The following is a 13,003-nucleotide window of genomic DNA, read 5'->3' as shown; positions in this document are numbered from 1 at the left end:
GAAAAAATAGTTTAACGCTGAACCATCTTGAGAGGAGGGTCTGGCCATGGAAGAACGCCGGCAGGACAACGCCAGACAGGCGGCACTGGATTATCACGAATTTCCGCGTCCCGGTAAGCTGGAGGTGCGGGCGACCAAGCCGCTGGCCAACGGCCGCGACCTGAGCCGCGCCTATTCCCCCGGCGTGGCCGAGGCCTGCCTGGAGATCAAGGCCGATCCCGCCAGCGCCGCCCGCTATACCGCGCGCGGCAACCTCGTCGCCGTGGTCTCGAACGGCACGGCCGTGCTGGGGCTTGGGAATATCGGCGCGCTGGCCTCGAAGCCGGTGATGGAGGGCAAGGCCGTCCTGTTCAAGAAATTCGCCAATATCGACTGTTTCGACATCGAGCTGGACCAGCCCGATCCGGAAAAGCTGGCCGAGATCGTCTGCGCGCTGGAGCCGAGCTTCGGCGCCATCAACCTCGAGGACATCAAGGCCCCCGACTGCTTCATCGTCGAGAAGATCTGCCGCGAGCGGATGAACATCCCGGTCTTCCACGACGACCAGCACGGCACCGCCATCGTGGTCGGCGCCGCCGCGACCAACGCGCTGCACATCGCCGGCAAGCGGTTCCAGGACATCAAGGTGGTCTCGACCGGCGGCGGCGCGGCCGGCATCGCCTGTCTCAACATGCTGCTGAAACTGGGCGTGAAGCGGGAAAACGTCTGGCTCTGCGACATCGCCGGCCTGGTCTACGAAGGCCGGACCGAGCAGATGACGCCGCAAAAGGCCGATTACGCCCAGGTCTCGGACCTGCGCACCCTGGACGAGGTCATCGGCGGCGCCGACCTGTTCCTGGGCCTGTCGGGCCCCGGGGTGCTGACGCCCGAGATGGTGTCGAAGATGGCACCGCGCCCCATCGTCTTCGCCCTGGCCAACCCGACGCCCGAGATCCTGCCCGAGGCGGTGCGCGCCCTCGCCCCGGACGCAATCATCGCCACCGGCCGTTCGGATTATCCGAACCAGGTCAACAACGTGCTGTGCTTCCCCTTCATCTTCCGCGGCGCGCTGGACGTGGGCGCGACCACGATCAATGACGAGATGCAGCTGGCCTGCATCGAGGGCATCGCCGCGCTGGCCCGCGCCACCACCTCGGCCGAGGCCGCCATGGCCTATCGCGGCGAGACGCTGACCTTCGGCGCCGAATACCTGATCCCGAAGCCCTTCGATCCGCGGCTGATCGGCGTCGTCTCGACCGCCGTCGCCAAGGCCGCGATGGAGACCGGCGTCGCCACCCGGCCGCTCGAGGACATCGTCGCCTACAAGCGCAAGCTGGACGGCTCGGTCTTCCGCTCGGCCATGATCATGCGCCCGGTCTTCGAGGCCGCCGCGACCGCCAACCGCCGCATCGTCTTCGCCGAGGGCGAGGACGAGCGCGTGCTGCGCGCCGCCAACGCCATGCTCGAGGAAACCACCGACGCGCCGATCCTGATCGGCCGCCCCGAGGTGATCGAGATGCGCGCCGAGCGCGCCGGCCTGCCGATCCGCCCCGGCCGCGATTTCGAGATCGTGAACCCCGAAAACGACCCGCGCTATCGCGACTACTGGGGCACCTATCACGAGCTGATGGCGCGCCAGGGCGTCACCCCCGACATCGCCCGGGCGATCATGCGCACCAATACCACCGCCATCGGCGCGGTCATGGTGCACCGGGGCGAGGCCGACAGCCTGATCTGCGGCACCTTCGGCCAATACAGCTGGCACCTGAACTACATCACCCAGATCCTGGCCCGCGACGGGCTGCGCCCGCAAGGCGCGCTGTCGCTGATGATCCTGGAAGACGGGCCGCTGTTCATCGCCGACACCCAGGTCCATCACGCGCCCAGTCCCGAACAGGTGGCGGATGCCGCCATCGGCGCCGCCCGCCATGTCCGCCGCTTTGGCGTGACACCCAAGGTGGCGCTGTGCAGCCATTCGCAATTCGGCAATCTCGACACCGACTCGGGCCGCAAGATGCGCGCCGCCCTGCGCATCCTGGAAGAGCGTGGCGTCGATTTCATCTTCGACGGCGAAATGCATGTGGACTCGGCCTTGGACCCGACCATCCGCGAACGCCTGCTGCCGAATTCGCGCATCGAGGGCGCAGCCAACGTGCTGGTCTTCTCGGGCACCGACTCGGCCTCGGGGGTGCGCAACGCGCTGAAACTCAAGGCGAACGGGCTCGAAGTCGGGCCGATCCTGATGGGAATGGGCAACCGCGCCCATATCGTGACGCCCTCGATCACCACGCGGGGCCTGTTGAACATGAGCGCCATCGCCGGCACCCCCGTCGGCCATTACCGCTGATTCGGGCCCGACCCGACCCACCGCGCGGCGATTTTGCAAAACGCCGCGCGGTTTCCCATCCCATGCAAAGCCCGCCTGCATTTGCAAACTTCTGTCCGAATGTGAGACAGGATCTGCAAAATTCCGCATCCCCGCGGCCGAGTTTGGCCGTTAACAGCCTTGCCGCCCCGCCCTGCCCGCGCCTAGATCTCGGCTGTCTGTGAGGAGGAAGAGTGATGGGGTATCGCGAGATCTATGCCGCGTGGCAGGCCGATCCCGAAGGGTTCTGGATGCAGGCCGCCGAGGCGATCGACTGGCAGCAGAAGCCCTCGAAGGCGCTCGATGACCGCAACGCGCCGATCTACGAATGGTTCTCGGACGGCATGGTCAACACCTGCTGGAACGCAGTCGACCGCCATGTGCTGGCCGGGCGCGGCGACCAGATCGCCATCATGCACGAAAGCCCGATCACCCATTCCACCAAGGGCATCACCTACAAGCAGTTGCAGGACCGCGTCGCCTCGCTGGCCGGCGCGCTGCGCATGCGCGGCGTCGAAAAGGGCGACCGTGTCATCATCTACATGCCGATGATCCCCGAGGCGCTGGAGGCGATGCTGGCCTGCGCCCGGCTCGGCGCCATCCACTCGGTCGTCTTCGGCGGCTTCGCGGCGAACGAGCTGGCGGTGCGCATCGACGACTGCCAGCCCAAGGCAATCATCGCCGCTTCCTGCGGGCTGGAGCCGAACCGGGTGGTGCATTACAAGCCGCTGCTCGACGCCGCCATCGACATGGCCGAGCACAAGCCCGAGTTCTGCGTGATCTTCCAGCGCGAGCAAGAGGTCGCCAAGCTGGTCGAGGGCCGCGACTTCAGCTGGCACGGCTTCCAATATGGCGTGAAACCCGCCGACTGCGTCCCGGTCGAGGGCAACCATCCGGCCTATATCCTCTACACCTCGGGCACCACCGGCCAGCCCAAGGGCGTGGTGCGCCATACCGCCGGCCACCTGGTGGCGCTGCAATGGTCGATGACCAATATCTACAATATCGGCCCCGGCGACCGCTTCTGGGCCGCCTCGGACGTCGGCTGGGTCGTCGGGCATTCCTATATCTGCTACGGTCCGCTGATCGCCGGCGCGACCACCGTGGTCTTCGAGGGCAAGCCGGTCGGCACGCCGCATCCGGGCGTCTTCTGGCGCATCATCCAGAACCACCGCATCAAGAGCTTCTTCACCGCGCCCACCGCCCTGCGCGCCATCCGTCGCGAGGATCCGAACGGCGAATGGATCCGCCGCTACAAACTGCACGACCTGCAGGCGCTGTTCCTGGCCGGCGAGCGCGCCGACCCCGACACGGTGAAATGGGCGCAGGAACACCTGGGCGTGCCGGTGGTCGATCACTGGTGGCAGACCGAGACCGGCTGGGCCATCGCCGCCAATCCCATCGGCATCGAGACCCTGCCCACCAAGCCCGGCAGCCCCTCGGTGCCGATGCCGGGCTATGACGTGCAGGTGCTGGACGAGGGCGGCAATCCGGTCCCCGCCGGCACGCTCGGCGCCATCGCGATCAAGCTGCCGCTGCCGCCCGGCACGCTGCCGACGCTGTGGAATGCGGAAGGCCGCTTCCGCAAGAGCTATCTCGAGCATTTCCCGGGCTATTACGAGACCGGCGACGCCGGCTATGTCGACGAGGACGGCTATCTCTACATCATGGCCCGCACCGACGACGTCATCAATGTCGCCGGCCATCGCCTGTCCACCGGCGCCATGGAGGAGGTGCTGGCCAGCCATCCCGATGTCGCCGAATGCGCGGTGATCGGCGTGGCCGACAGCCTCAAGGGCCAGTCGCCGGTCGGCTTCCTGTGCCTGAAGGCTGGCGTCAGCACGCCGCATGCGCAGGTGGTCAAGGAGGTGGTCAAGCTGGTGCGCGACCGCATCGGCCCGGTCGCGGCCTTCAAATCGGCCTGCGTGGTCGAGCGGCTGCCCAAGACCCGCTCGGGCAAGATCCTGCGGGCCACCATGGCCAAGATCGCCGACGGCCAGCCCTTCAAGGCCCCCGCCACCATCGACGACCCGGCTATCCTGGACGAGATCCGCGAAGCGCTCGCGGGCCTGGGCTATCCCGAAGCCGCGAACGCCGGCTGAGACGGCGCCGCCGCAGCGGTATTTTAAAACGGAAAAGACGCGGCGCAGACTTGTTCCTGGCGCCGCGCTCCTGTTTTCTCTTTTGTGGGAAAATATCCTCGGGGGTCCGGGGGCAGACAGCCCCCGGCGCTGACTCAGCCGATCGCGGCGCCCAGCCTCTGCATCAGCGGCAGGAAATCCGGGAAGGACGTGGCGATCGGGCTGCCGTCATCAACGCTGATCGGCTGCTCCGAGGCGAGCCCCGCCACCAGGAAGGACATGGCGATGCGGTGGTCAAGATGCGTCACGACGCTGGCCCCGCCGCCCGCAAGCCCGCCGCTGCCTTCGACCGTCATGCTGTCCTCGGTCGATGTCACGCGGGCGCCATTGGCGATCAGCCCGGCCTCCATCGCCGCGATGCGGTCGCTTTCCTTGACGCGCAGCTCGTGCACGCCCTGCATGACGGTCGGGCCCTCGGCAAAGCAGGCCACGACCGACAGGATCGGGAATTCGTCGATCATGCTGGCGGCGCGCTCGGGCGGCACGGTCACGCCCTTCAGCGCGGAATGGCGCACCAGCAGGTCGGCGACCGGCTCGCCGCCTTCCTCGCGCGCGTTCTCGAAGCGGATGTCGGCGCCCATTTCCAGCAGCGTGACATAGAGCCCGTCGCGGGTCGGGTTGCGGCTGACGCCCGGCACCCGGACCTCGGAGCCCGGCACGATCAACGCCGCCGCCACCGGGAAAGCCGCGCTGGAGGGGTCGCGCGGCACGGCGACGGGCTGCGGCGTCAGCTCGGGCCGGCCGGTCAGGGTGATGACCCGGCCTTCCTCGGTCACCTCGGTGGTGATGCTGGCGCCGAAGCCGGCCAGCATGCGCTCGGTGTGATCGCGGGTCGGCTCGGATTCGATGACCACGGTCTCGCCCGGCGCGTTCAGACCCGCCAGCAGCACCGCGGACTTGATCTGCGCCGAGGCGACCGGGGTCTTGTAGCGCACCGGCACCGGCTCGGCCGCGCCCTTGATGGTGACCGGCAGCCGCTTGCCCTCGCGCGCCGTCACTTCGCAGCCGAACAGCTCCAGCGGGTCGGTGACGCGGCCCATCGGCCGGCGCGACAGGCTGGCGTCACCGGTGAAGGTGGCGGTGACCGGCGTCGTCGCCATGGCGCCCATGATCAGCCGCACGCCGGTGCCCGAGTTGCCGCAGTCGATCACGGCCTCGGGCTCGGCAAAGCCGCCGACGCCGACGCCGTGGACCTTCCATTCGCCCTCGCCCAGTCGCTCGACCCGGGCGCCGAAGGCCTGCATCGCCGATGCCGTGTCCAGCACGTCCTGGCCTTCCAGCAGGCCGGTGATATGCGTCTCGCCGACCGCAAGCGCGCCCAGGATCAGGGCGCGGTGGCTGATCGACTTGTCGCCGGGCACCTGGGCCTCGCCCTTCAGCGGGCCCGAGCGGCGCGCGGTCATCGGAAGCGGTTCGGCGGAATGTGACATCGGGGCCCCCTGGTGCTTGTCGCGCAAGGTGATAGCGGTCACGGGCGCCCGGTGCAATCAGCCCGCCCGAAATTCATCCCAGCCGGCGGAAGGTCACGTAATGCGGCACGCGCCCCTCGCGCAGCGCCTTCTGCTCGTAGCGGGTCGAGAGCCAGTCGTCCCAAGGCTCCGGCCCTTCATGCACCAGCTCGAAGCCGGCGCCGGGCACTTCTTCCAGCGTCTGGCGCACATAGTCGGGAATATCGGTCGCGACGCGGAACTCGGCGCCGGGCTGCATGACCCGCGCCAGCGGGATCAGATGCTCGGGCGTGACGAAGCGGCGGCGGTGGTGGCGCGCCTTGGGCCAGGGGTCGGGATAGTTCAGGAAAGCGCGCGCGATCGAGGCATCGGGCAGCACGTCCATCAGGTCGCGGGCATCGCCCGGATGCACGCTGACATTCGTCACCCCAGCGTTGCGGATCTTGCCCAGAAGCATGGCGACGCCGTTGATGAAGGGCTCGCAGCCGATGATGCCGATCTGCGGATAGCGGGCGGCCATGTGCACCATGTGCTCGCCGCCGCCAAAGCCGACCTCCAGCCAGACCGGACGGTCGTCGCCAAAGATCCTGGCCGGCGCCACCGGCTTGCGCTCGGGGTTCTCGGCATGGGTGATGCCGCGCGGGCGCAACTCGCTTAGATCCTCGGACAGATAGCCCTTCTGCGACTGGCGCAGGGTCTTGCCGTGGCGGCGGCCGTAGAAATTGCGGCGCGGAGGGTTCGGGTCGAATTCGCTCATACCGCGCCCATGCCCCGGGCGCGGCGCAAGGTCAAGTCATTCCCCGATCATTCCGCCGCCAGGCGCGAGATCACCACCGTCACCTCGGGCTTCTTGCCGATCTCTTCCATCGAGACCTGGCGGGTGATCCTGCGAATCCCCTCCTCCAGCCGGTCGTCGTCCATCACCGTGCGGTCGTCGGCACGCTCCAGGAAGGCGGCCAGTTCCGATTCGATGTTGCGGGCCAGCGGCACGCCGGTGCGTCCGGTCTCGGGCAGGCCCGAAAGCTCGACCCAGGCGTCGGGCAGCGGGCTGTCGTCCTCGTCGATGATGATCGAGACCATGGCATGGCCGTTCAGCGCCATGCGGATGCGGTCGCGCACCACGCCGTCCATGGCGCCGATCAGCCTGGTGCCGTCCAGATAGACCCGGCCGGTGTCGATCTGGTCCACGATCCGCGGCGCGTCGCCGGTCAGGTCCAGCATGGTGCCATTGGTGGCGATGGCCGCCGGGATGCCGCGGGCCTGCGCCAGCTTCACATGCTCGCGCAGGTGCATGTGCTCGCCATGCATCGGGATCACCATCTGCGGCTTCAAGAGTTCATGCACCGCCTCGATGTCCGGCCGGTTGGCGTGACCCGAGACGTGATAGACGCCGTCGTCGGCATCGAACAGGTCGACGCCCATTTCGGACAGCTGGTTCTGGATGCGGATCACCCCGCGCTCATTGCCGGGGATGGTGCGCGAGCTGAACAGGAAGCTGTCACCCTCGCGCAGTTGGATGCCCAGGTAGCGGCCGCGCGACAGCTGGGCACTGGCGGCGCGGCGCTCGCCCTGGCTGCCGGTGACGATCAGCATCACCTTGTCGCGCGGCAGTTCCGAAGCGTCCTCGGGACTGACGGTGGCGGGGAAACTGGTCAGAATACCGGTCTCGATGCCGACGGTGACCATGCGGCGCATGGCACGGCCCAGCAGGCAGATCTTGCGGCCCGAGGCGGTGCCGGCCTCGGCCAGCGTCTTGAGCCGGGCGATGTTGCTGGCAAAGGTCGTCGCCACCACCATCTGCTTTTGCGAGGTCACGAAATCCAGCAGCGGATTGGCCAGGATCGCCTCGGACCGGCCGGGATGCGGCACGAAGATATTCGTCGAATCACAGGCCAGCGCCTTGACGCCGTTGCCTTCGCCCGCGATCTCGTGCCACAGGATCGGGTCGAAGGCCTCGCCCACCACCGGGGTGCCGTCCAGCTTGAAGTCGCCGGTATGCACGATGCGGCCGGCCGGCGTGTCGATGATCAGCGCCGAGCTTTCGGGGATCGAATGGCTGACCGGCACAAATTGCACCTGGAACGGACCGGCCGTCACCACCTCGGGGCGGGGCGCATGGATATGCAGCTGATCGACCGGCTGGCCGGCCTCCTCCAGCTTCAGCCGGGCCAGCGCGCCGGTGAAGCGGCGGCAATGCACCGGCTTCTGGATGCGGCCCCACAGCAGGCCAAGCGCGCCGACGTGATCCTCGTGCCCATGGGTGATGAAGATCGCCTCGATGCGGTCGCGGTTGGCTTCCAGCCAGCCGACATCGGCCATGATCAGGTCGATGCCCGGCGCCGTGTCCATGTCGCCGAAGGTCACGCCCAGGTCGACGACGATCAGCCGCTCGCGCCCCGGCCGGCCGTAGCCATAGACATAGGCGTTCATGCCGATTTCGCCCGCGCCGCCCAGCGGCAGATAGATCAGGCGCTCAGACATTGCCCATCTCCTTGTTGTAATCATGGATCAGACGCAGACCATGCATGGTCAGATCGTCCTCGATCGCGTCGAAAAGATCAAAGCCCTGATCGAAAAGCGGCGCAAGCCCGCCGGTGGCAATCACCTGCATCGGCCGGCCGCGCTCGTCGCGGATCTTGTCCACCACGCCCTGCACGAGGCCGATATAGCCCCAGAAAATCCCCGACTGGATGCAGGCCACGGTATTGGTGCCGATCACCTTGGCCGGCATGGTCACGTCGACATGCGGCAGGCTGGCCGCGCCCATGTGCAGCGCCTCGAGCGACAGGTTCACCCCCGGCGCGATGACGCCGCCGACATAGGCGCCGTCGGTATCGACCACGTCGAAGGTGGTGGCGGTGCCGAAATCGACCACGATCAGGTCCGGCCCATGCCGGTCGAAGGCGCCCACGGTGTTCACCAGCCGGTCGGGGCCGACCACGGTGCCGAAATCGACGCGCGGCGCCACCGGCAGCAGGCAGTCGGGCTTGCCCACCACCAGCGGGCGCGTGTCGAAATAGCGGTTGCAGAGCACGCGCAGGTTGAAGACCACCCGCGGCGCGGTCGAGCTGATGATGCAGTCGGTGATGTTCAGATCCAGCTTCTGCAGCTGGATCAGCGTCGAGAGCCAGACGAAATATTCATCCGCCGTTCGGCGATGGTCGGTCGAGATCCGCCACAGGCCGGCGAATTTCTCGCCGTCCCAGACCGAGAAGACGGTGTTGGTGTTGCCGGTGTCGATGCAAAGCAGCATGGTCCTCAGCCCCCGAAGAACACGTCGGCGGCGGGGATCATCTGCGGGCCGGCGGGCGTGCGCAGGATCAGCGCGCCGCTGTCGTCGATACCCTCGAAGATGCCGCGCCGCTCGGTCGCGCCGGTGCGGGCCAGGATCGGCTCGCCCAGCCGGGCGGCGCGGGCCAGCCAGGCGTGGCGGATCGGCGCGAAACCATAGGTCTGCATCTGCGCCAGCCAGCGCGCGAAGGCCGGCGCCAGCAGGTCCAGGAAATCCTCGGGCGCGACGGCATGGCCGGTCTCGGCCAGGACCGAGACGGGGGTGACGGCGCCGGGCTCGACCTGGCCGCTGCCGGGCGCGGCCGCCAGGTTGACGCCGATGCCCACCGCGACGGCGCCCATGCCCTGGCCTTGGCCCCGGCCGGCGCTTTCCAGCAGGATGCCGGCGACCTTGCCGCCGTTCAGCAGCACGTCGTTCGGCCATTTGATCGCCAGGCGCGCGGCGGGGCCGCAGGCATCGGCCAGCGCGTCGTAAAGCGCCAGCGCCGCGACAAAGGACAGCTGCGCCGCCGCGACGCCGCCCGGGCTGCGCAGGACCAGCGTGCCGGCGAAGTTCCCCGCCGGCATCGCCCAGTCGCGGCCGCGGCGGCCGCGTCCGGCGAATTGCTCGCGCGCCATGATCCAGGCCGGGGCGGACAGGCTGGGCGCCAGCCTCAGCGCCTCGGCATTGGTGCTGTCGGTGCGGGCCAGCACATGCCGGCCCACGCCTTCGGGCCAGGCCTCACTCAACGGGTTCGGGCTCGGCGGCCGGGGCGGCGGCATCGGCCGAGGCCTCGGAGGCCAGCACCGGCGCGACCAGCGTCTCGGCGGCGCGACCGGCAGCGGCATCGACGCCCATCATGTTGATCGCGCCCAGCAGCATGGCCAGCGCCGGCAGCATCAGGCCCAGGTATTGCACCGTCCCCATGCGCGAGGTCACGCCCTGCCCCTCGGCCCCGAAATACATATAGTAGACGATGCGCAGGTAATAGAAGGCGCCGATGACCGAGGCGATCACGCCCGCCACCGCCAGCCAGCCCAGGCCGGCATCGACCGCAGCGGTCAGCACGCCGAACTTGGCAAAGAAGCCCAGCGTCGGCGGCACGCCGGCAAGGCTGAACAGCAGCACCAGCATGGCCAGCGCCTTGACCGGCTCGCTCCAGGCCAGGCGGTTCAGCGAGGCAAGGTCGGTAACCGGCACGCCGTCACGCTCCATCGACAGGATGAAGGCGAAGGTGCCGACGTTCATCACCGCATAGATGGTCATGTAGATCAGCATCGCCTGCACGCCCAGGCTGGTGCCGGCGGCAAGGCCGACCAGCGCGAAGCCCATATGCGCGATCGAGGAATAGGCCATCAGCCGCTTGATGTCGGTCTGGCCGATCCCGGCGACCGAGCCCAGGAACATCGACATGACCGCGAGCGCCGCGACGATCTGGCTCCAGTCGCCGATGACATGGCCGAAGGCGTCGAAGACCAGCCGCGCGATCAGCGCCATGGCCGCGACCTTGGGCGCGGTGGCGAAGAAGGCGGTGACCGGCGTCGGCGCGCCCTCATAGACGTCGGGCGTCCACATGTGGAAGGGCACGGCCGAGACCTTGAAGGACAGGCCCACCAGCATGAACACCAGGCCGAAGAGCACGCCCAGCGACAGGTGGCCGCCCTCGATCACGGTGACGATGCCCGCGAAGCTGGTGGTGCCGGCAAAGCCGTAGACCAGCGAAGCGCCATAGAGCAGCAGCCCCGAGGACAGCGAGCCCAGCACGAAATACTTCAGCCCCGCCTCGGACGAGCGCACCGAGCCGCGCCGCATCGCGGCCACGACGTAAAGCGCCAGCGATTGCAGCTCGAGCCCCATGTAGAGCGTCAAGAGGTCGCCGGCCGAGACCATGAACATCATGCCGATGACCGCCAGCGCGACGATGATCGGGAACTCGAAACGCAGCATGTTGCGCCGCGCCATGTAATCGGCGCTCATCGCCAGCACGGCGGCGGCGGCGACCAGCATCACCACCTTGGCAAAGCGCGAGAAGCCGTCATCGATGAACATGCCGTAAAAGGCGGTCTGGTCGGCCCGGTTGCCCAGGCCCAGCATGGCGGCGACGACCAGGAAGGCCGCGACCGTGGTCCAGAGCAGCGTCCGGGCCAGCCCGTCCTTGCCGAGGTAGGCGCCGGCCATCAGCGCGGCAAGGGCATAAGCGGCCAGCACCACCTCGGGCAGAATGGTCGAGAAGTCGAGCGAGGTCATGTCTGTCCCCTAGTGGCTGGTCGTCGCCGCGGCGGTTTCGACCACCGGCTGGCTTTGGTGATAATGGGTAAGCAGGCCTTCTACCGCCGGTCCGGTCACATCGGTGACGAGCCGCGGATAGACGCCCAGGATCAGCGTCATGGCGATTAGCGGCACGAAGATCCAGCGCTCGCGCGGGGTCATGTCGGTGATCGACTTCAGGCTTTCCTTGATCAGCTGGCCCAGCGTGACGCGGAGATAGAGCCACAGCGCATAGGCCGCCGACAGGATCACGCCCGAGGTCGCGACCAGCGCCACCCAGGTGTTTTCGCGGAACACCCCCATCAGCGTCAGGAACTCGCCCACGAAGCCCGAGGTGCCGGGCAGGCCGACGTTGGCCATGGTGAAGAACATGAACACCATGGCGTATTTCGGCATCCGGTTCACCAAGCCGCCATAGGCGTCGATCTCGCGCGTATGCATGCGGTCGTAGATCACGCCGACGCACAGGAACAGCGCGCCCGAGATGAAGCCGTGCGACAGCATCTGGAAGATGGCGCCGTCGACGCCGATCTGGTTCGCCGCGAAGATGCCCATGGTGACATAGCCCATGTGCGCGACCGAGGAATAGGCGATGACCTTCTTCATGTCCGACTGCGCCAGCGCCACCAGCGAGGTATAGACGATGGCGATGGCCGAGAGCCAGAAGATATAGGGCTGGGCCACGTCGCTGGCGACCGGGAACATCGGCAGGCTGAAGCGCAGGAAGCCATAGCCGCCCATCTTCAAGAGCACCGCGGCCAGCAGCACCGAGCCGGCGGTCGGCGCCTGAACGTGCGCGTCGGGCAGCCAGGTATGGACCGGCCACATCGGCATCTTCACCGCGAAGCTGGCGAAGAAGGCCAGGAACAGCAGCATCTGCATGCCGCCGACCACCGTCATGCCCAAGAGGCGGAAGTTGTCGGACGGGAAGTCGAAGGTCAGCAGCGTCGGAATGTCGGTGGTGCCCGCCATGCGATACATGGCGATCATCGCGACCAGCATCAGCACCGAGCCGAGGAAGGTATAGAGGAAGAACTTGAAGCTGGCATAGATGCGGTCCTTGCCGCCCCAGATGCCGATGATCAGGAACATCGGGATCAGCCCGGCCTCGAAGAACAGGTAGAACAGCACCAGGTCCAGCGCGGTGAAGACGCCGATCATCAGCCCTTCCAGCACCAGGAAGGCGATCATGTATTCCTTGACCTTCACCTCGACATCCCAGGTCGAGAGAATGGTCAGCGGCATCATGAAGGTGGTCAGCAGCACGAACAGCACCGAGATGCCGTCCACGCCCATCTTGTAGCGCAGGCCCATGATCCAGGCGTGGTCTTCCACGAACTGGAAGCCGGTGTTGGCCGGGTCGAAGCGGAACAGCACGAAAAGCGAGATCACGAAGGTCGCCGTCGTGGTCAGCAGCGCCAGCCACTTGGCATTGCGCGCCGCCGCCGAATCCTGGCCGCGCAGGAACAGCGCCATGATGATCGCAGCGACGATCGGCAGGAAGGTGATGATGGAAAGAAGGTTCGTCATG

The 13,003-nt window shown here is 67.5% G+C and carries 9 protein-coding genes; 2 read left to right on the top strand and 7 right to left on the bottom strand.

Going from position 1 to position 13,003, the window contains the following annotated elements; all coding sequences use genetic code 11:
• Nucleotides 1-46 precede the first annotated feature (46 nt).
• On the top strand, nucleotides 47-2,326 hold the full coding sequence (locus tag E3D03_RS09165; RefSeq protein ID WP_263566704.1) for an NADP-dependent malic enzyme: 2,280 nt from the start codon (nucleotides 47-49) through the stop codon (nucleotides 2,324-2,326).
• 215 nt (nucleotides 2,327-2,541) lie between these two features.
• Nucleotides 2,542-4,446 carry a propionyl-CoA synthetase gene (locus E3D03_RS09160; RefSeq protein WP_263566703.1) on the top strand — a complete coding sequence of 635 codons (1,905 nt, stop codon included), beginning with the start codon at nucleotides 2,542-2,544 and terminating at the stop codon, nucleotides 4,444-4,446.
• 134 nt (nucleotides 4,447-4,580) lie between these two features.
• Here E3D03_RS09160 and aroA read toward each other — a convergent pair whose 3' ends face one another.
• The 7 genes from aroA to E3D03_RS09125 all read right to left on the bottom strand — a co-directional run bounded on the left by aroA (nucleotide 4,581) and on the right by E3D03_RS09125 (nucleotide 13,002).
• Nucleotides 4,581-5,915 (bottom strand): 3-phosphoshikimate 1-carboxyvinyltransferase, encoded by a 1,335-nt coding sequence (gene aroA, locus E3D03_RS09155; protein ID WP_263566702.1) that lies wholly within the window; start codon nucleotides 5,913-5,915, stop codon nucleotides 4,581-4,583.
• Nucleotides 5,916-5,988: 73 nt separating this feature from the next.
• On the bottom strand, nucleotides 5,989-6,690 hold the full coding sequence (gene trmB / locus E3D03_RS09150) for a tRNA (guanine(46)-N(7))-methyltransferase TrmB (RefSeq protein WP_263566701.1): 702 nt from the start codon (nucleotides 6,688-6,690) through the stop codon (nucleotides 5,989-5,991).
• A gap of 47 nt (nucleotides 6,691-6,737) precedes the next feature.
• Nucleotides 6,738-8,414, bottom strand: a complete 1,677-nt coding sequence (locus E3D03_RS09145) for a ribonuclease J (RefSeq protein ID WP_263566700.1) — start codon at nucleotides 8,412-8,414, stop codon at nucleotides 6,738-6,740.
• Nucleotides 8,407-9,186: a type III pantothenate kinase gene (locus tag E3D03_RS09140; protein WP_263566699.1), complete on the bottom strand. Its 780-nt coding sequence runs from the start codon at nucleotides 9,184-9,186 to the stop codon at nucleotides 8,407-8,409. The genes E3D03_RS09145 and E3D03_RS09140 overlap by 8 nt, the downstream gene beginning before the upstream one ends.
• A 5-nt stretch (nucleotides 9,187-9,191) precedes the next feature.
• The gene (locus tag E3D03_RS09135; protein WP_263566698.1) at nucleotides 9,192-9,953 is read right to left on the bottom strand and encodes a biotin--[acetyl-CoA-carboxylase] ligase; all 762 of its coding nucleotides are present in this window, start codon (nucleotides 9,951-9,953) and stop codon (nucleotides 9,192-9,194) included.
• The gene (gene nuoN / locus E3D03_RS09130) at nucleotides 9,946-11,451 is read right to left on the bottom strand and encodes an NADH-quinone oxidoreductase subunit NuoN (protein ID WP_263566697.1); all 1,506 of its coding nucleotides are present in this window, start codon (nucleotides 11,449-11,451) and stop codon (nucleotides 9,946-9,948) included. Before nuoN ends, E3D03_RS09135 begins: the two co-directional genes overlap by 8 nt.
• A 9-nt stretch (nucleotides 11,452-11,460) precedes the next feature.
• On the bottom strand, nucleotides 11,461-13,002 hold the full coding sequence (locus E3D03_RS09125) for an NADH-quinone oxidoreductase subunit M (RefSeq protein WP_263566696.1): 1,542 nt from the start codon (nucleotides 13,000-13,002) through the stop codon (nucleotides 11,461-11,463).
• Between the last annotated feature and the right edge of the window lies 1 nt (nucleotide 13,003).

Origin of the sequence: Paracoccus sp. DMF, from assembly GCF_004407025.1 — a bacterium.
GTDB lineage: Bacteria > Pseudomonadota > Alphaproteobacteria > Rhodobacterales > Rhodobacteraceae > Paracoccus > Paracoccus aminovorans_B.
The sequence above is the reverse complement of the archived record's forward strand: the minus strand, read 5'-3'. Positions and strand labels throughout refer to the sequence as shown.